Origin of the sequence: Nocardia acidivorans NBRC 108247, assembly GCF_001625085.1 — a bacterium.
Taxonomy (GTDB): Bacteria; Actinomycetota; Actinomycetes; order Mycobacteriales; family Mycobacteriaceae; genus Nocardia; species Nocardia acidivorans.
Genome location: NZ_BDAW01000032.1, coordinates 1 through 17,730, shown reverse-complemented (window position 1 = coordinate 17,730; position 17,730 = coordinate 1). Strand labels below are relative to the sequence as shown.

The following is a 17,730-nucleotide window of genomic DNA, read 5'->3' as shown; positions in this document are numbered from 1 at the left end:
AAACAGCCTCGATGCCGCCGCATCCGGCCCGGTCGGCGCGGTCCGGGACAGGCCCGTCGCCTACGGTGGGAGCGTGATCGAGATCCCGGATCGGCAGCGCCTCGCGGTGCTGGCGCGCGCCCTGCCGGTGGTGGTCGTGCCGCTGCTGCTGGCGGCGAGCACCTTCCCCGGGCAGTACCGGGTGCCAGGTGTTTACTGGCTGCTCGCCATGGCGGCCGGCGTCGTGTTCGCCCTCGGCGCGCGCTGGCCGGTGACGGCGTGCCTCGCGATCTCGGCGCTCGCGGTGCCCATGTTCCGGATTCCCGCGTGGGGGTTGTCCGGGCTGGTGCCGTTTCTCGGGGCGGTCGCCCTCGTCGATGTGATCCGGCGCTCGCACCGCAATTCGACGGTCGTGCTCGCGACGGCCGGGTGGACGGCGGCGGTGGTGCTGGGCCGCATGGGCTATCACGATCAGACGGTGTCCCGGGCGACGCCGGTGCTGGAGGTGGGCGCGTACGTCGGGGTGGCGGTGCTGCTCGGGCTGTACCTGCGCGGGCAGCGTGAACTCGCGGTGAGCCTGCGACTGCGCGCCGCCGATGCCGAGAACCGGCGGGCCGAGGCGGAGCAGCGCACCCGGCTCCTGGAAAGAGGCGCGCTCGCCCGCGAATTGCACGATCTGGTAGCGCATCACATGGCGTCGATCGTGCTGCGCATCGGTATCGCGAGACATGTGGTGGCCGATGCCGATCCGGGCGTGCACGCGGTGCTCGACGATGTGCACGGCACCGCCTCGGATGCCCTGGCCGATATTCGCCGCCTGCTCACCGCACTGCGCGACCCGGCGTTGAGTGAAGTCGCCCTGGTGGATTCGGCGGCGGTGCGCACCGAGATCGACGCCGCCGCCGAACGGGTGCGCGCGGCCGGTTTCGCCGTCGAGACCGAAATCCGCACGGGGGTGGACGGTTTGGACGCGATCGGCCGCCTCACCCTGCTCCGTCTGGTCCAGGAGTCGTTCACCAATGTGATGAAGCACGCGGAACCCGCGGTACCGGTGCGGCTCACCATCGCCGAAACGGCTGCGCATGATCCACCGCCCGCGCCTCGCGTCATTGCCGGGGACGAGCGGGCGGGCGCGAACGCCGACGGGTACGCGGGAACCGGCGGTTCGCTCGATATCGCACCGGGCCGGACCGGAATCGCGGTGCGGGTCCGGAGCGGGTTGCGAGCGCCCCGGCCCGGTGAGACCTCCGCGACAGGTGCGAATTCGCTTGGCGCGCACGGCATTGTCGGTATGGGTGAACGAGTCGAAATCGCGGGCGGGTGGATCGCCGCCGGGGTCGATGGCACGGACTGGGAGGTGGTGGCGTGGCTGCCGGAGCGGAATGGGGAGGACGCGTGATCTCGGTATTGCTCGTCGATGATCAGCGGCTGGTGCGAGCGGGCCTGCGGATGCTCATCGAATCCACGGACGATCTCGCGGTGGTCGGCGAGGCGGCCAATGGGGTGGAGGCGGTCCGCCTGGCCGCCGAACTCTCCCCCGATCTGATTCTGATGGATCTGCGCATGCCCGGACTGGACGGTGTCGCCGCGACCGAATCGATCGTGCGCTCCGGCTCGCACGCGAAGATCCTGGTGCTCACCACCTTCGATGACGACGACCATCTATTCCCCGCGCTCGCGGCGGGCGCGACCGGTTATCTGGTCAAGGACACCGAGCCCGCCGATCTGCTCGCCGCCATCCGCCGCACCGCCGAGGGCGACATGCTGTTCTCCCCACCGCTGCTGCGCCGCTTGGTCGATCGTGCCGTCACCACCCGCGACGTCACCGAATCCGGTCCGCCGCAACCGGATCTGACGCCCCGCGAACAGGAGGTCCTCACCCTGGTCGGCGAGGGCTTCGGCAATCAGGAGATCGCCGACCGCCTGCACCTGGGCGTCACCACGGTGAAAACCCATATCGCGAACCTGATGGAGAAGACCGGCCGCGACAATCGGGTGCGACTGGCGGTGTACGCGCACCGAACCACCCGGCCCCCAACGCAATAGATCGTTCCCGGCGACACCACGGGGAACGCCCGTGGGACCACCTCGCGACCCGTCGCGCCGCGACCTCACACGACTGCCCGCCCGGGACATGCGCGGGGCGACTCGCGGCACGACACACGGCGGCCCACGAACTCGCGCGCATCCGCCCCGCGATCCGCCGTATCGCCGGGGCGGGCGCTCCGCACGGGGTATCGGGATCCGCGCGAGGCGGCGAAGTAGGCTGTGCTGCGGCTGGATCAGCCCGAGCATCGCGCTGCCCCGGCCCCCATGGCATTTCAGTGACTCCGTACTGGCAGAAGGGACACCAGCAGGTGCGAAGCGGCAGGCGGCAGACCGGACGTGACCAGCAGGGATCGCGCGATTCGAAGCGGCTCGCGCCGAACTGGCTACGAACCGGGACGCGGGCCCTCGCGGTGGCGGCCGCCGGAGTGCTGACGCTGAGTGCCTGCGGCAGTACGACTGTCGACGACATCAAGGTCGGATCGGGGCAGGGCTGGCCGCTGGTCTTCCACGATGCCCGCAATAGCGCGACCAGTCCGGTCACCGGATCGCGGGAGCTGTCACTGAGCTGGTCGCGGCCGGTGGGCGGACCGCTCGCCGAACCCGCGCTGGTCGGACCGGACGGTCAGATCGTGGTCACCACGCGCACCGATTCCTGCCAGATCTTCTCGTATCTCATGCCGACGGGGCGCAAGCGCTTCTGCAATCCCCTAGGTATCAGCGCCATCGCGGGCGGGATGGCCGTGGACGGCGCGACCAATATCTATGTCGGCGATGACGGCGGGATCAATTCGCTCAATGCGCTCGGGCAGCCGCGCTGGCGGACACCGGCGGCGGGCGTGCCGATCTCGGTGCAGTTCACCGGGGACGGCAATGTGCTGTCGGTGACCCAGCTGGGCCAGGTCGATGTGCTGAGCCGGCAGACCGGTGATCGGAAGGTCTCCACCTTCCAGCTGCTGGGTGAGCCGGACTTCCTGAAATTTCCCGATCTGCCGCGACCGCCGGACTTCACCGGGTTGGACGACTGCGCCACCGGTGGCCCGCAATGCCCGGTGGCGAATGTGTCGGCGGTGGACGAGAAGTCGGGCCGGTTCTACGCCACCCTCTGGCAGCCGGGTGAGGGCAGCGCCGATCTGGTGGCACTCACTTACAGCGGCAAGGAGATTCGCAAGGAGTGGAGCGCGCGGATCCTCACCGAAGGCAGCGCCACCAGTCCGACCCTGTCCTCGGACGGCTCCACGCTGTATGTCGGTGACAACGCCAACCATCTGATGGCGGTGGACGCCTCCGACGGACACACCAAATGGGTGCACGATCTGGGCTTCCCGGCGCGCGGCGCGGTCTCGGTGGCCAACGGCCTGATCATCCCCGCCGGCGACGACGGGCACCTGATGGCGCTGCGCGATAAGGGTGGCGCACCCGAAATCGCCTGGGAGCGCAAGGATCTCGCCCTGCGCGGGCGGCCCGTCCAGACCGCGGGCGGCACCGGCTACACCGTGGCCCCCATCGGCGACAACCTCACCCTGGTCACCTTCGACACCCGCTCCGGCGCGACCGTCGACTCGCACGAACTCCCCGGCGCGCAGGGCTCCACCGTGGGCACCACCGTCGGCGCGAAGGGTGAGATCGTGGTCGCCACCCGAATCGGCGAACTCTTCGTCTTCAAGCCCGACAAGAAATAGCCGCCCGCCCTCCCGGCACGCGTTCGACCGCGGCCCATACCCGCTTGCACCCCAACGGGTTTCAGCGGCTTCGTAATCCCGCGTGTAGTCGCGCGATATGCCCGGCCGCGTCCGCCGGGTCGAGTGGTGCGTCGCCGGCGAGCAACCGGTACCAGAACGGCCCGAAGACGAGGTCGGTGGCGTACTCCACGTCCAGCGCCGGATCGAGTTCACCGCGCGCGATACCGCGCTCGATCGGTTCGATCACCACGCGCCGGTGGCCGTCGATCCAGTCCTGAAAGGCCGCGCGGAAATCGGGGTCGAGTCGCGCGTCGGCCATCATGCCGCGCAGTGAGCGCACCCGCGGCGGGTGCTCGACCACCCCGTACAGGCGCGTGAGGAATTCGGTGAGATCGGCTGCGGCGCTGCCGGTGTCGGGTTCGGGCATGCGCTTCAGCCACCACCAGAACCGCCGCGAACTCCACGAGGCCGTGCAGCTCGTGCCGGACCCGCTGCCCTGATCACTACTCGGGCCGGGTGGCCTCCAGCCGGGCGGTGGCTCGTTCGAGTAACTCCGCCAATGTCTTTCGTTCGGCGGCGGTGAATTCATCGGCAAGCGCGCGTTCCACTCGGACCGCGCGCTTGTCCGCGTCTCGGAGGGTTTTCTCGCCCGCAGCGGTGAGGCGGGTTTCGAGGACGTTCTTGTGCCAGGCGTGCGGGGTGCGCTCGATGAGGCCGCGATCCTTCAGATTGGCCAGCACCGTATTCATGGTGGGCGGGGTGACACCGCATTGCCGGGCGAGGGCGGCGGCGGAGATGCCGGGGCTCTCCCGCAGCACGAACAGGGCCGCGTACTGGGGAACGGTGACGCCGGAGGGCTTGAGCGCGGGATTCTTCGCACCCATCAGGGCTTGTTCGGCGCGCTTGATATAGGAACCCAGGCGCTCATCGGCGGGCATCGACGTCACAGGGTGCATGGTAGTCGACCCTATCGGGTATTCGAGTCTTGACGAGTATTAGAACTCTAATCTATGTTCGAGTCCGCACTACGGTGTTACCCCCATTCGATCGGTACCGAAAGGCCCGCCCATGCCTCGCATGACCCGCCTGCGTCTCGCCCTGCCCGCGACCGCGGCGCTGCTGGCGCTCACCGCCTGCACCACTAGCCAGGAGGCGGCCGCCCCCGCCACGACACCGCATATCAGCACCGCCTTTGAACTCCCCGATGCGAAGGCGTATCCCGAAGGTATAGCGGTGGATTCACGCAACGGCGATGTCTATGTCGGATCGTTCACCAACGGCGCGATCTATAGGGCGGCGAAGGATGCCGGCCGCGCCGAGGTCTTCCTGCCCTCCGGTACCGACGGTCGCCACACTGCCAACGGCCTGCGCGTCGACACCGCCGGGCGGCTCTGGGTCATCGACCACACCACCGGAGTCGCGGTGTACGACACCGGAACTCGCGCCTTGATCGCCCGCTTCGACGCGCCGCGGGCGGACCAGCCCTTCCTCAACGACCTCGCCATCACCCCCGACGGCAGCGTCTACCTCACCGACAGCGTGCGCCCCATCGTCTACCGGGTCACCCCCGACGAGCTGAGCACCGCCATCACCCACGGCGGCCGCGCCGAACTCTCTGTCTTCACCAACCTCGTGAAAGATCCCGCACCCGGGTCCACCCCACTGCTGAACGGCATCGTGGCCGACCCCGCCGGGCGCTACCTGCTCGTCGTGGATATGCCCACCGGCGACCTCTACCGCGTCTCACTCGACGCGGCACGAGCGGTGACCAAGGTGATCCAGCGCGGCGGCACGATGATCAACGGTGATGGCCTGGAGCTGCGTGGCGACACCCTCTGGGTGGTGCGGAACAAGGACAACACGGTGAGCCGGTGGCAGGTGACCGGCGACGGCTCGACGGTCGAACAGCAGCAGCTCATCACCGACGCCGCACTTGCCATCCCGACCACCATCGCGCACGCCGGGGATCGCGCCCTGGTGGTGATCTCGCAGTTCGATCGCGGCGGCCCGATGGGCGAGGGCACCCCCGCGCCCTTCACTGTCGCCGCCATCGACGGCATCTGACCCGCGGTTCAGTCCGAAGTAGCTGCGCGTCGCTGCGGGAGGTTCGCGGCGGCGACTGGGAGGGTGATCGCTATGACCTCGGATCGCGGACCGCGGGGATGCGGATGAATCGCCGAAGCACCCTCTGGGGCATGGAGATCCGCTGGAACACCCTGGTTCGCGTTTTCGCGGTGTACACGGCGACCGCCACGGCGGGTCTGGCGATCATGATGCCGGTCAGTTACGGGTGGTACGAACTACCGCCCTACAAGGTCGATCTCATGATTCGCAGCGTGCCGCGCGCGATGGAATCCGGTGCGATGGTGGCGGTGCTGGCGGCGGCCCTGGTGATCGGCATCGGCAGCGCCCGCGCGGCCTGGTTCGCCACCATTCTGGGCCTGCTGGGCATTCTGGCCAATCACGCCGGGCTGCCCTGGCTCGATATCGATTCGCTGACCACCTTCAATTTCATCGATTCGCTGTGGGCCGGGGTGATCATCGGCAGCCTCGCGCCGGTGGTGTGGACCAGCCGAAAGGCCACCAGCGTCTACCTTTTCGGCGTCATCAGCTCGGCCGCGCTCGGCAATATCGTGCAGCGGCCCGCGGCCGGCGGCGCCCTCAGCCCGATCGAGCGCGTTCTCGGTGACGCACCGCCGGTCTGGCTGATCGCGCTGGCGCTGGCGCTGATCGCGCTCGGCCTGCTGATCCGCGCGATCGGATTTCCGGTGGCGGCGCCCGATGAGCGGGTATCGCTCGCGACCGTCGTATCCGGCGGGGTCGTGATCTCCAGCGTGGCGATCACCTCGAAATGGCTCTCGCACAGCGGTGCGCATCCAGCGGTCGTGGTGATAGCGGTGCTGCTGGTCATCGCGGGCGGCGCGATCTCGGCGTTCATGCTGCCCGGGCGCGACGGTATCCCGGTGCTGCTGCTGGTGGCGTTCGCCGCCGCGGCCAGTGCGACGGTGACTGTACCGCGCCCGTGGTGGGCCGATGCGCTGGTCGTGGTGGCGGTGGGCGTGGGGCTGGCCGCGGCTCGGCGGCGCCCGCTGCCGCCGGCGGCGATCTCGCTCTCCTTCGCGATGGCCCTGGTCGCCATGATTCTCGCGCTGGTCACCACGCCCGGACAGGTGAGTTCGGTGCTCGGGGTGGTGAGTATCGGCCTGGTCGGCGGCTACAGCGTGGCGGCCGCGCTACCGGCCCTGGCAACCAGCATGGTGGTGGCCATCGGGGCGCTGTTCGTGCCATCCGCCGCGGTGGCCCTGCGCGGTCGCCTGTTCGGCCGGGTCAGCTACTCCCCCGGGTGGTACCGGGTCGCCCCGGCGCCGCACGACCCGGTGCCCGCCTACGCCGCCATGGGCATCGCGATGGGCTGCGGCGGTGTGATCTACCTGCTGTACCGGTTACGGAGTGTCGCAGAGAAAGACGGTGGCGGTCTTGCCTATCCGGGTAATGACCAATGAATGCGGTTGTTTCCCCCGGGGTTTGAGCTTGGCACGCAACGCATCGGGATCGAGATCGACACCGCGGGTGAGGATTTCCAGCGGACCGCAATCACGGCGATGCAGCTCGGCCCGTAACGGCTTCTCCCGGAAGTCCATGCGATCGAGAATGCGGAAACCGCGCATACCGTCGGGAACGGTGTCACCGGTGAGATAGGCGATACGCGGATCGAGTTGCCACAGACCGTGTTTGGCGGCGTAGTGCCGCACCAGGCCCGCGCGCACGACCGCACCGTCCGGATCGATGATCCAGTCGCCGGGTTCGCGCTCGGGGATGTCGTCCGGTTCGGCATCGGTGAGGATCTCCGGCGGACGCGAGCTGGAAAGCACTGTGGCACGGCGGGTTACGCCCGCCTCCGCCAGTCCCGGTGACCAGAGACAGGCTTCCCGCACCGCGCCGTCGAGGGAGGCGACCTCGATCTCCCCCGCCCAGGCGAGCTTGTCGAAATCCAGTCCCGGAGCGCACTTCACGGCCAGATCCCGACCCGCGTACGCGGCCAGCAGATCCGGCAGCGGCGGTTGCAATTTCGCCGGATCGTGGGTGCGGCGGCCGTCCGCGCGGCGCGCCGGATCCGCGATGACCACCTCGGCGGTGCTGACCGGACGCAACGCGTCCGCCTTGGCCAGCAACACATTTCGAGCGTTCGAAAGATTGTGCGCGGCAATGGAAAGCCGTACGTCATCCAGGTCGCTCCCGATGACGGCCGGGCAGACGCGCGCCAATTCGGCGAGTTCGGCTCCGATGGAACAGGTTACGTCGTGGACGCTGCGGCCCCGCAGGCGTTCGGCGCGATGCCGGGCCACCGCGGTCGGCGTGGCCTGCTGGAGGGCGTCATCGGTGAAGAGCCACTCGCGGGCAGCGGCGAGTTTGGCGGTGGCGCGGCGGCGCAGGCGGACCGTTTCCACCAGGGCGGCCGCACGGTCGCCGTGCGAGCGGCGGATCCGCTCCAGATCGCGCAGCAGGCAGGCCGGGGTCAGCGCGAGCGAATCGACCTCGGCCAGCGCTGCCGCACCGGCCGCGCTGCCCAGGTGGGCGACGTCATCACGGGAGAAGGCGTAGCCCACCGGTGTCGGACTACTTGGCCGAGACGCCGGGCTTCACGCCGGTGATCATGGCGTTGTAGAAGAACTGGCGGGGCACGATATGGCGCATGACCTTCTCGTCCAGCCAGCTGAAGCCGAGCCACGCGCGGTACTGCGCCATGCGGTAGCCGATGGTGAGCTTCTCGGCGGGCACCGCGGCCTCGAAGGTGCGGACCGGCCAGCCCCACAGGGCGGCGGCGAACTCTTCGGTCTTGGCCTGCACCTCGATGGCGCCGGCGCTGCGCGCCATGGCCTCGAGATCCGAGGGATCGAAGGTGTGCAGATCGACCACCGCCTCGAGGGCGGCCGCGCGCGAGGACTCGTCCAGCTCCTCCTGCGGGCGACGCCAGTCCTTGAGGAACGGCAGCTTGGTGATCTCGGTGGTGACCTTCCAGGTGGCCTGGCCCAGGCGCCGCGCGTAGATATTGCCGATGGTGGTCGGCTCACCCGCGAAGACGAAACGCCCACCCGGCTTGAGTACCCGCAGACATTCCTTCAGCGCCAGCTCCACATCCGGAATGTGGTGCAGCACAGCGTGTCCGCAGACCAGATCGAAGGTGTCGTCCTCGTACGGGATGGTTTCGGCGTCGGCGACGCGGCCGTCCACATCCAGGCCCAGGTTCTGGCCGTTGCGGGTGGCGACCTTGACCATGCCCGGGGACAGGTCGGTGACCGAACCACGCTTGGCGACACCGCCCTGCATGAGGTTCAGCAGGAAGAAGCCGGTGCCGCAACCGAGTTCGAGGGCCCGCTCGTACGGCAGTGGCGCATCGGGCACGACGGCGTCGAAGCGGCCGCGCGCGTATTCGATACAACGCTCGTCATAGGAGATGGACCATTTGTCGTCGTAGGTCTCCGCTTCCCAATCGTGGTACAGCACCTGCGCGAGCTTGTTGTCGGAATACGCGGCCTGGACCTCCGCCTCGGTGGCGTGCGGGTTCGGCGCGGGGTCTTCAGGACGAACGGTCATAACAGGGCAGCCTAATGAATACCCCGGTGGGGCCGGTTATCGGCCCGGCTAACGGGCTGTGAACGAGGCCGCACCTGGACCATCGGCCAAATAAGAACGCGTTCCAACCTGCTGGTCTTCGGTGCCGAAGAGCGCGGACCATTCGCTGCGCGCGCGATCGTGGCCGTGCGTACCGGCCTCGAAGACGCGCTTGGCGGCGGCGAGCGCGAGGGCGGGACCACCGGTGAACTGCCGGGCCCAGCGCAGGGCGGATTCGAAGACGTCATCGGGTGCGACGACCTCGTCGACCAGGCCGATCCTCGCCGCCTCCGCGGCATCGACGAAGCGACCGGTGTAGACCAGATCCTTGGCGGCGGCGGGTCCGATGAGCAGGCTCAGGCGGCGGATGCCCGCGACCGGGATCAGCCCCGCCTTGATCTGCGGCAAACCGAGTTTCACGTTATCGCCGATGACGCGGCGATCGGCGCCGAGAGCGAGTTCCAGTCCCGCGCCCAGCGCGTACCCGCTGATCGCGGCGACGGTCGGCTGCGGCACCCGCGCCAGGCAGTTCAGCGCGGCCTGGAAATCGGCGACCACCACCCGCGCCTGCTCGGGGGTGAACCGGGCCAGCTCGGCCAGCTCATCGCCCGCGGAGAACACCCGCGCATCGCCGTAGACGACCACGGCGGAGATACCGGGATCGGCCGCGATCTCCGCGGCGGCGGCCGCCGCCTCGAGGGCCACCTGGAGATCGATCAGATTCATCGGCGGGCGCGCGATGCGGAGCACGGCAACGCCCTCCGCCACACCCCGGTCCACGGTCACGAATTCGGCCACAGCGGTCACCCTACTGCGGCCGATATACCGGCAATACGGTCGGCACTACTCCGGCCGCTGCGAACCGCGCAGGCGGGCATTCTCCGGCAGCGCCGCGAAGTAGCGGTCGGCCTGCGGGAAGGCGAGGGCGGGCTCACCCTCCGGATCGTAGATCGGCATGATCGGGTCGATGGTCCGGGTGGCCTCGAGAATCGCTGCGGTGGAGGTGAATTCGCGCAGCGCGTCCAGCTGGGTCCAGGTGGGCGGAAGTAGCACGTCCAGGCCCCGTTGCCAGCGGTCGATGGCCTCGTCGGGGGTGCACCAGGTGACCAGATCGGCCTCGGTGGTGGCGCCGTCGGCGAGCTGACCTTCGGGCAGCACCGCGACGAAGAAGCGGGTGTCGTAGCGGCGCGGTTCGACCTCGGGGGTGATCCAGTTGTCCCAGGGACGCAGCAGATCCGCGCGCAGCACCAACTGCTCGCGAGTCAGGAATTCGGCGAAGGAGAGTTCGCGGCGCTCGAGTTGACCGCGCGCCTCGGCGTAGACGGAGGTGTCCGAGACGACCGAATCGGCGGTGGGGCCCGCGAGCAGGACGCCGCACTCCTCGAAGGTCTCGCGGACCGCGGCGCAGACCAGAGCCTGGGCGCGGCCCGGATCGGTGCCGAATCGCGCTGCCCACCAGGCGGGTTCGGGTCCGGCCCAGTCCAGGGCGACCGCGGCGTCGGAGCGGTCCACACCGCCGCCGGGGAAGACCGTCATACCGGCGGCGAACGCCATGCCGACGACCCGGCGCTGCAGGAACACCTCGGGCCCGCGCGCTCCGTCACGCACCAGCATCACCGTGGAGGCGTCCTTGATGGGCGCGGCGGTCGGCTGGGCGTCGGGCTGGGCAACGGTCTCACTCACCTTTCGCACCCTAACGGTTGCTAGGGCGTCTGGCGAACTTCGCCCACAGGGCGAGCGCCAGCAGTGTCACCGCGGATTCCGCAGATACCAGCGCCTGACCGACATGCCCCTTCGAGCCCCGGTGTGCGGTTCATCGATTTCGCACCGGGCCGGGGTATTCGCGGTGTCGCGGACGCATTGTTCCCGGGACGGCGCAGTGTGATCGAGGTGGCCGATCAGGTATTCGCGATGGAGCTGGCCGCCAGGGATTTCGGCGTCCTGCTGCTCCCCCGGTCCGCGGCCGCGGTCTCCGATTCGATCGTGCGCGCCGAACGCGCGGGCACACCCACCCCGTGGCATCTGGCGGTCGCACACGATGCCCGGCGCACACCCTCCAATGCGGCGCGCACGGTCATCGACGCGCTGTGCCGCCGCCCGCGCGAATGAATCAATCGGTCAGGTGCACCGACCCACTGCGGGTTTCGATGGTGAAGGCCGCATCGGGTGCGGTGCGCCGCGACCAGGTGCCCCGTACCTTGCCGGTGCGGTAGTTCTGCACCTGACTGATCACCGCGCCGGTGGCGTCATCGGTCCAGGTGACCAGGAAGATGCCGGAGTCGATGGATTCCACCGTGACCGGCGAGTCGGTCTTTCGGCCGCTGTCGGCCGCCACGAAGGTGAGCGTGCGGCCGTCACCGCCGAAGGTCGCGGTCCCCCCGGAGCCGCTGTCATAGGTGAGTTGCACTGTTTTGCCGACCAATTCGGCGGGAATCGCGGCGAGCGCCATTCCCTCCGCCGACTCCGAGGGTGAAAGTTTGTGCGGCGGCGCGGGATCGGCGGCACAGGCCACCGCGGCCAGGGACACCGCCACCAGGGCGACGATACCGAGTGTGCGACCCAACCCCTGCTCCCTCCACCCGAGCCGACAATTCGCCAGTGAATGGCGAAATGTCGGCGATTGCATCGACACACCAGCTCAACGCTGAAACTGTAGATATTGCCGATAGTTTGCCCGTAAATGGCAGTCGATGCAATGGCAGCGCGCCGGGAATTCCATTCCGGCGCGCCGGAATTCAGCGGTTGCGATGCCGGCCGAAACGCTGTGCGCGACGCGCGAAGTAGCGGCCGTCGATCTTGTCCAGCGCGATCGACTGTCGGAACGCCTCACTCAGATTGTCGGCGGTGAGCACATCGGTGAGCAGACCCTGCGCCACCACACTGCCCTCATTGAGCAGCATGCCGTGCGTGAACCCGGGCGGAATCTCCTCGACGTGATGGGTGACCAGAACGGTCGCGGGCGCGTCCGGATCGGCCGCGAGATCGCCGAGCCGCTCCACCAATTCCTCGCGCCCACCCAGATCGAGTCCGGCGGCGGGCTCGTCGAGCAGCAGCAACTCCGGATCGGTCATGAGCGCACGGGCGATGAGCACGCGTTTGCGCTCACCCTCGGACAGCGTCCCGTAGGCGCGATCGGAGAGATGTTCGGCCCCCAGGCTTTCCAGAATGTCCACCGCGCGATCGGTATCCATCGCGTCATAGCGCTCACGCCAGCGGCCCATCACCGCGTATCCGGCGGAGACCACCAGATCCGAGACCTTCTCATCCACCGGCACCCGGCCGGCGACGGCAGCGGAGGAGAGACCGATGCGCGGTTTCAATTCATTGATATCCACTTTGCCGAGGGTCTCCCCCAGCAGATTGGCGGCACCCGACGTGGGATACATCTCGGCCGCGGCCATGCGCAGCAGTGATGTCTTGCCGGCGCCATTGGGGCCCAGCACTACCCAGCGTTCGTCGAGTTCCACCTGCCAGGTGACCGGTCCGACGAGCGTATGGCCCGAGCGTCGGACGGTGACATCGTTGAAGTCGATGAGCAGATCGGGATCCGGTTGCGGCACGGGGTCCATCTTGGCCCACCGCCCTGGACGTTCGTCAACGTGGTGGGAAAACGCGATGCGTGTCACCTTCCTCCGCACCGAATTCGGCGCTGAATTCCCCGCCGCGACGGTCGATTTCGGGGTAGAACCGGGATAGCTCGGGCTCCTCGGGGCCGCGCGCGCGACCGTCGCGGCGCGGATGCGCCCCGCCACGACCGCGCGCGTCGCCGCCCGTCGATCGGAACATGCGTGCCAGGAGCAGTGCCACCGGAATCGAGAGCACCACCCACACGATGAGAACAACCAGCAGTGTCGTCATAGTCGTGTTTCCTCCTGCGGAAACTCGTGCACCGATCCTTCTCCTGCAGTTCGGTGAAGTCGATACCCTCGCGCACATGGGCCACCGTGCCGACCGAGCGGTTCCCGTTCTGGACAAGCACGGTCCGGATACCGCCCGGCATCCACCGATTCAGTTCTCCGGCACCGCGATCACCGTCATCGACCCCGGGGCCACCTCGGTGAATCCGGCATCGCGGACAGCGGTCGCACTACCCTCGGCCACCCGGCGCTGTAGCCGAGCCCAGTGCTCGGGACCGGCCTCGGCTACGTTGCATCGGAAACCGCGCGCGGCCCAGGCGTATACCCACCGCACCGGCATGGCGCCGGCCAGCAGCATGCTCGCATGCCCGACCTGCGCGGCGGCCTTGCCCACAGACATACCCAATTCCGAATCGATCCATAGCGTGGGATACCCGGGATCGATCGAATTCTGTTCATCACCTTCCAATTCGGTGCCGCCGATCTGCAGGCGTTTGATGCGCGGATCGATATCCCCGACCGCGCCGGGCACCAGCGCCCGCGCCTGCGCGCCCTCGAATTCGACGGTCACGCCGTCCACTTCCTGGGCGGCCAGCCACTGCGCACCGCGGGCACGCCTGGCCACCTTGCGGATTCGCGACCGCTTCCAGGTGAGGTAGCGCTCCTCCCACTCACCGTCCGGGCCCACACGCTCGTCGAGACAAAGGCGCACCACCGCGGAGGCCGCCGCGGCCAAGAGCGCACCGCGGCGCGGCGGATCGGCCTTGGGGATGTGCAACACCATCTGCATGGCCTGCACCAGCGCCGGATCCGCCGGGTCACCACCGCCGCCGTAACCGCGCGCCAATTCGGCATGCCTGGCCACGAATCCGGCATCAACCGTGGACTCGACACTGGACACCGGCACCACACTCCTGTTCGACAAGACAACTCCGCGCCAGGGTAATCACCTTCCGAAAAGCCCTGGCCCGGCCCCGATTACGTAATATTCACGTTCAGCGTGAAGCGCTCGGTCGGATCGACGCCCTGTTCCCAGGGCCGCAGGTACTCCAGCACCAGCCGGGTCGCGCCGGTGGATTTGGCGGTGAACTTCCAGATGGACGTGCCGCCGACGCCGACCATGCCGTTCGGACTGGGGTCCTGCTCGTACTCCGTGCCACCGGTCTGTTCGACCATGTTCCGATCCAATTGCGCCAGCTGCCACATATATCCGGTACTGGGATTGGCTGCCAGGCGGACCGTCAGGCCCTGGCCGACGGTGAGCGCGATATCGGTGCCGTTCTGATCCCGCCCCGCGACCACCGGTTCGGGCGCCTGCCGGGCGGCGGAGGAGGTCGTGGTGGGCCGCACTTCATTCGGGTTGCCGTTATCGCCGCAGGCGGTCAAGGCCAGCCCGAGCAGTACTACCGCCAGTGATGCGCACACCCGCACGGACAGCTCCCATCGTCGTGGCCGAATTATTCGATCACGCTACCGACGGGAGGGCCGCCGACCGTGCAGGCGGCCCAACGCGTTTCCGGTGTCCTCAGCGCGGGAGCGGCACCCGGCGCACGCCGCCGTCGCGGGCATCGGCGGCCTCGACCTCTTCGCGGGTGACGCCGAGAATGAAGAGCACCGCGTCCAGGAAGGGGTGCGAGAGCGCGGCGTCGGCCACCTCGCGCAGGGCGGGCTTGGCATTGAAGGCGATACCCAGGCCGGCGGCATTGAGCATGTCGATGTCATTCGCGCCGTCGCCGACCGCGACGGTCTGCTCCATGGCCACCCCGGATTCGGCGGCGAAGCGGCGCAGCATGACGGCCTTGGCGGCACGGTCCACGATCTCCCCGACCACGCGGCCGGTGAGCTTGCCGTCGATGATCTCGAGCGTATTGGCCTGGACGAAGTCCAATTCCAGTTCGTGCGCGAGCGGTTCGATCACCTGGCGGAAACCGCCGGAGACCACACCGCAGCGGAAACCCATGCGGCGCAAGGTGCGAATGGTGGTGCGCGCGCCCGGGGTGAGCTCGATCTTGTCGGCCACCTCGTCGATGACCGAGGCATCCAGACCCGCGAGGGTGGCCACGCGCTGGCGCAGCGATTCGGCGAAGTCGATCTCACCGCGCATGGCGGCCTCGGTGACGGCGCGGACCTCATCCTCGACACCGGCGTGCGCGGCCAGCATTTCGATGACCTCGCCCTGGATCAGGGTGGAGTCCACGTCGAAGACGATGAGCCGCTTGGAGCGCCGGGCCAGACCGGCGCGCTCCACGGCGATATCCACGCTCTCCTTGGCGGCCACCGCGGCCAGCATGGTGCGCAGGGTGGTCTCCGCGTCACCCATGTCAAGCCCGGAGGCGGAAGCCCGCGAAACCACGGAGGGCTCGCGGGGGACGCCGTTGGACACGGTGTCCGCATCGGAGGACGGGACGGTGACCATGAGTTCCAGACCGGTCACCGGGTAATCGGCGATACCGCGAATGGAGTCGATATTGACGCGCTGCTCGGCGAGCTTGCGCGAAATGGCGCTGAAGGCGCGCGCGGTGACCGGGGAACCCAGCACCACGACCGCGTGGGTGGACAGGCGCGCACCGGCGACCGAACTCGCGCCGATCTCGACATCGACATTCATGCCGACGCTGGCCATGGCGTCCTCGAGCTGATCCTGCAGCGATTCGGGATCGCGCGGACAGGAGACCAGCACGCCCAGGGTGAGGCGGCCGCGGATCACGACCTGTTCGACATCGAGGAGGCTGACCGCGTTATTGGAGAGCGCCGCGAGGAGTACCGATGTCACGCCCGGCTTGTCAGGTCCGGTAACAGTGACCAGAACCGTCGTCTCAGACGTGCTCAATCGAAACTCCTATATCTCGCGACAAAACTCCCCGCCCCAGCGCGCGGCGGCGCACATCATTCTGTCAGGCGGGGCGGGTGGAGGTCGCGCCACCCGCCGTCGCGGGCGTCACAGCAAGTTCGCCGCACCCGAGCACAGCTCGGCGAGCACCTCGGCGACCGCTCGGATCTCGGTGACCGCACCGATGCCGGTACCGGCGTACACCGGCAGGATGTCGTGATCACCGGCCTCGACAGCGGCGCGCAATTCGGTGCGCGCCTGCTCGGGAAGGTCGTCGGTATGTTCCGACCAGCGCTCGGTGAAGGTATTGCGCAGCAGCCGCGCGGGAAAATGCGTCGGCCACGGCAATCCCTTGGCCACATCGAAGACCCTGGTGACCACGGCATCCTGCGCCTGGGCCGCGAGCATGGCCCGGCGCTCGGGTTCCGAGAGCAGCGATTCGGTGCAGGCGGCCAGGCAGGTGCCCAGCCACGCCCCACTCGCCCCGGCCGCCAGGGCCACCGCCAGATCCCGTGAGGTGGCAATGCCACCGGCGGCGAGCACCGGCACCGGCGCGTCGGCCACGATCGCCTCGAGCAGTGGCAGCGTCGGCACCTCGACCGCACCGTGGCCGCCGCCCTCCAAGCCCCGCGCGACCAGCACATCCACCCCCGCGTCCTGGGCGCGGTGCGCGTCCTCGACGCTGAAAACCTGTGTCGCCGCCAGAATTCCGGCCTCGTGCAGCGCGGCCACCCAGGACAGATCGGTCCCGAAGCTCACCGAGATCAGCGCGGGCCCTGCGGCTATGGCGGCGGGCAGCAGCTCCGGCTCCTTGCGAATCACCCAGTCCACCAGGCCGATTCCGAACGGCCCGGGCACCCCGTCCAGATGCGCCAACTCACGCGCGAGCGCCGCCACCGATCCGGCACCGCCCATCCCCACCATGCCGAGGCCACCGGCGCGCGTCACCGCCGCCGCGAACCGCCCACCCGCGACACCGCCCATGGGCGCGTTGACCACCGGCAACGACAACCCCAATGACCGCGACCAGGCGGTTGACAGTCGAGATTCCGACATCGGATTCCTTCCTCCGAGGGGCTTCGCTCCCAGTAAACCCGGAGACGACCGCGGCGGCCGTCAGAAGACGACCGCCGCGGCGGGGGTATTGCGCTGCAGAGCTACTTGGACACGCTGTCCGTGAGCTCGTGCACCTGGTGGGACTTGGTGCCCCAGCCCACGTGGGCCTCTGCGCGCATGCGCTCGACCATGTGCGGGTAATGCAGCTCGAACGCGGGGCGCTCGGAGCGGATGCGCGGCAGCTCGTAGAAGTTGTGCCGCGGGGGCGGGCAGGAGGTGGCCCACTCGAGGGAGTTGCCGTAGCCCCACGGATCGTCGACCGTGACGACCTCGCCGTAGCGGTAGGACTTGAAGACGTTCCAGACGAACGGCAGCATCGACGAACCCAGGATGAAGGCACCGATGGTGGAGATGGTGTTCAGGGTGGTGAAGCCGTCGGTCGGCAGGTAGTCGGCGTAGCGGCGCGGCATGCCCTCATTGCCCAGCCAGTGCTGCACCAGGAAGGTGGTGTGGAAGCCGACGAAGGTGGCCCAGAAGTGCCACTTGCCCAGGCGCTCGTCCATCATGCGGCCGGTCATCTTCGGGAACCAGAAGTAGATGCCCGCGAAGGTGGCGAACACGATGGTGCCGAAGAGCACGTAGTGGAAGTGCGCGACCACGAAATAGG

At 68.6% G+C, this 17,730-nt stretch carries 20 protein-coding genes; 6 read left to right on the top strand and 14 right to left on the bottom strand.

The features are described 5' to 3' along the window. Nucleotides 1-73: 73 nt before the first annotated feature. From NA10_RS18490 to NA10_RS18480, 3 genes are all read left to right on the top strand, one after another. Entirely contained in the window at nucleotides 74-1,378 is a 1,305-nt protein-coding gene (locus NA10_RS18490) for a sensor histidine kinase (protein ID WP_084514917.1), read from the top strand. Then, nucleotides 1,375-2,025 (top strand): response regulator, encoded by a 651-nt coding sequence (locus NA10_RS18485; RefSeq protein ID WP_067569606.1) that lies wholly within the window; start codon nucleotides 1,375-1,377, stop codon nucleotides 2,023-2,025. Before NA10_RS18490 ends, NA10_RS18485 begins: the two co-directional genes overlap by 4 nt. A 311-nt stretch (nucleotides 2,026-2,336) precedes the next feature. Further along, nucleotides 2,337-3,707: an outer membrane protein assembly factor BamB family protein gene (locus NA10_RS18480; protein WP_084514915.1), complete on the top strand. Its 1,371-nt coding sequence runs from the start codon at nucleotides 2,337-2,339 to the stop codon at nucleotides 3,705-3,707. A gap of 61 nt (nucleotides 3,708-3,768) precedes the next feature. On the opposite strand, the gene NA10_RS18475 is transcribed toward NA10_RS18480, so the two are convergent. Together NA10_RS18475 and NA10_RS18470 are read right to left on the bottom strand one after the other, a co-directional pair. After that, on the bottom strand, nucleotides 3,769-4,134 hold the full coding sequence (locus tag NA10_RS18475) for a TetR-like C-terminal domain-containing protein (RefSeq protein ID WP_067569603.1): 366 nt from the start codon (nucleotides 4,132-4,134) through the stop codon (nucleotides 3,769-3,771). A 76-nt stretch (nucleotides 4,135-4,210) separates the two neighbouring features. Next, entirely contained in the window at nucleotides 4,211-4,645 is a 435-nt protein-coding gene (locus NA10_RS18470) for a MarR family winged helix-turn-helix transcriptional regulator (protein WP_067569754.1), read from the bottom strand. A 139-nt stretch (nucleotides 4,646-4,784) separates the two neighbouring features. Between NA10_RS18470 and NA10_RS18465 the strand changes: the two genes are divergently transcribed. After that, complete coding sequence (locus tag NA10_RS18465) at nucleotides 4,785-5,771, top strand: SMP-30/gluconolactonase/LRE family protein (RefSeq protein ID WP_157556601.1); 987 nt, start codon at nucleotides 4,785-4,787, stop codon at nucleotides 5,769-5,771. A gap of 104 nt (nucleotides 5,772-5,875) precedes the next feature. Further along, nucleotides 5,876-7,210 (top strand): hypothetical protein, encoded by a 1,335-nt coding sequence (locus tag NA10_RS18460; RefSeq protein ID WP_067569597.1) that lies wholly within the window; start codon nucleotides 5,876-5,878, stop codon nucleotides 7,208-7,210. Here NA10_RS18460 and NA10_RS18455 read toward each other — a convergent pair. The 4 genes from NA10_RS18455 to NA10_RS18440 are packed head-to-tail and all read right to left on the bottom strand — an operon-like array spanning nucleotide 7,151 to nucleotide 11,003. Then, nucleotides 7,151-8,314: a class I SAM-dependent methyltransferase gene (locus NA10_RS18455; protein ID WP_067569594.1), complete on the bottom strand. Its 1,164-nt coding sequence runs from the start codon at nucleotides 8,312-8,314 to the stop codon at nucleotides 7,151-7,153. The genes NA10_RS18460 and NA10_RS18455 overlap by 60 nt on opposite strands. 10 nt (nucleotides 8,315-8,324) lie before the next feature. Beyond that, nucleotides 8,325-9,302, bottom strand: coding sequence for a class I SAM-dependent methyltransferase (locus NA10_RS18450; protein WP_067569591.1), 978 nt, complete (start codon nucleotides 9,300-9,302; stop codon nucleotides 8,325-8,327). Between the two features lie 48 nt (nucleotides 9,303-9,350). After that, complete coding sequence (locus NA10_RS18445; RefSeq protein ID WP_067569589.1) at nucleotides 9,351-10,118, bottom strand: enoyl-CoA hydratase-related protein; 768 nt, start codon at nucleotides 10,116-10,118, stop codon at nucleotides 9,351-9,353. Nucleotides 10,119-10,163: 45 nt separating this feature from the next. Next, nucleotides 10,164-11,003 carry an NUDIX hydrolase gene (locus NA10_RS18440; protein ID WP_067569752.1) on the bottom strand — a complete coding sequence of 280 codons (840 nt, stop codon included), beginning with the start codon at nucleotides 11,001-11,003 and terminating at the stop codon, nucleotides 10,164-10,166. A 123-nt stretch (nucleotides 11,004-11,126) separates the two neighbouring features. On the opposite strand from NA10_RS18440, the gene NA10_RS18435 reads away from it, so the two are divergent. Then, on the top strand, nucleotides 11,127-11,429 hold the full coding sequence (locus NA10_RS18435) for a LysR substrate-binding domain-containing protein (RefSeq protein WP_067569586.1): 303 nt from the start codon (nucleotides 11,127-11,129) through the stop codon (nucleotides 11,427-11,429). Between the two features lies 1 nt (nucleotide 11,430). Here NA10_RS18435 and NA10_RS18430 read toward each other — a convergent pair whose 3' ends face one another. The 8 genes from NA10_RS18430 to NA10_RS18395 form a co-directional block, all read right to left on the bottom strand. Further along, nucleotides 11,431-11,883 (bottom strand): MoaF-related domain-containing protein, encoded by a 453-nt coding sequence (locus NA10_RS18430; protein WP_067569583.1) that lies wholly within the window; start codon nucleotides 11,881-11,883, stop codon nucleotides 11,431-11,433. Between the two features lie 172 nt (nucleotides 11,884-12,055). Then, nucleotides 12,056-12,889 (bottom strand): ABC transporter ATP-binding protein, encoded by an 834-nt coding sequence (locus tag NA10_RS18425; RefSeq protein ID WP_067569580.1) that lies wholly within the window; start codon nucleotides 12,887-12,889, stop codon nucleotides 12,056-12,058. Between the two features lie 25 nt (nucleotides 12,890-12,914). Then, nucleotides 12,915-13,178, bottom strand: a complete 264-nt coding sequence (locus tag NA10_RS18420) for a hypothetical protein (protein ID WP_067569577.1) — start codon at nucleotides 13,176-13,178, stop codon at nucleotides 12,915-12,917. 150 nt (nucleotides 13,179-13,328) lie between these two features. Beyond that, nucleotides 13,329-14,078: an aminoacyl-tRNA hydrolase gene (locus tag NA10_RS18415; RefSeq protein ID WP_245677593.1), complete on the bottom strand. Its 750-nt coding sequence runs from the start codon at nucleotides 14,076-14,078 to the stop codon at nucleotides 13,329-13,331. A 77-nt stretch (nucleotides 14,079-14,155) separates the two neighbouring features. Continuing rightward, complete coding sequence (locus NA10_RS18410; RefSeq protein WP_067569570.1) at nucleotides 14,156-14,608, bottom strand: protease inhibitor I42 family protein; 453 nt, start codon at nucleotides 14,606-14,608, stop codon at nucleotides 14,156-14,158. A gap of 94 nt (nucleotides 14,609-14,702) precedes the next feature. Further along, a complete protein-coding gene (gene serB / locus NA10_RS18405) occupies nucleotides 14,703-16,007 on the bottom strand; it encodes a phosphoserine phosphatase SerB (protein WP_067569565.1) in 1,305 nt (434 codons plus the stop codon). A 108-nt stretch (nucleotides 16,008-16,115) separates the two neighbouring features. Further along, a complete protein-coding gene (locus NA10_RS18400) occupies nucleotides 16,116-17,063 on the bottom strand; it encodes an NAD(P)H-dependent flavin oxidoreductase (protein WP_067569563.1) in 948 nt (315 codons plus the stop codon). 101 nt (nucleotides 17,064-17,164) lie between these two features. Then, the coding region (locus NA10_RS18395) for a cbb3-type cytochrome c oxidase subunit I (protein WP_174562528.1) at nucleotides 17,165-17,730 on the bottom strand (566 nt) is incomplete at its 5' end.

What these genes read in the sequence shown, in the direction of transcription:
- NA10_RS18475 (WP_067569603.1), bottom strand. Translation starts at nt 4,134, where the DNA reads ATGCCCGAACCCGACACCGGCAGCGCCGCAGCCGATCTCACCGAATTC.
- NA10_RS18470 (WP_067569754.1), bottom strand. Translation starts at nt 4,645, where the DNA reads ATGCCCGCCGATGAGCGCCTGGGTTCCTATATCAAGCGCGCCGAACAA.
- NA10_RS18465 (WP_157556601.1), top strand. Translation starts at nt 4,785, where the DNA reads ATGACCCGCCTGCGTCTCGCCCTGCCCGCGACCGCGGCGCTGCTGGCG.
- NA10_RS18460 (WP_067569597.1), top strand. Translation starts at nt 5,876, where the DNA reads ATGAATCGCCGAAGCACCCTCTGGGGCATGGAGATCCGCTGGAACACC.
- NA10_RS18450 (WP_067569591.1), bottom strand. Translation starts at nt 9,302, where the DNA reads ATGACCGTTCGTCCTGAAGACCCCGCGCCGAACCCGCACGCCACCGAG.
- NA10_RS18425 (WP_067569580.1), bottom strand. Translation starts at nt 12,889, where the DNA reads ATGGACCCCGTGCCGCAACCGGATCCCGATCTGCTCATCGACTTCAAC.
- NA10_RS18420 (WP_067569577.1), bottom strand. Translation starts at nt 13,178, where the DNA reads ATGACGACACTGCTGGTTGTTCTCATCGTGTGGGTGGTGCTCTCGATT.
- NA10_RS18400 (WP_067569563.1), bottom strand. Translation starts at nt 17,063, where the DNA reads ATGTCGGAATCTCGACTGTCAACCGCCTGGTCGCGGTCATTGGGGTTG.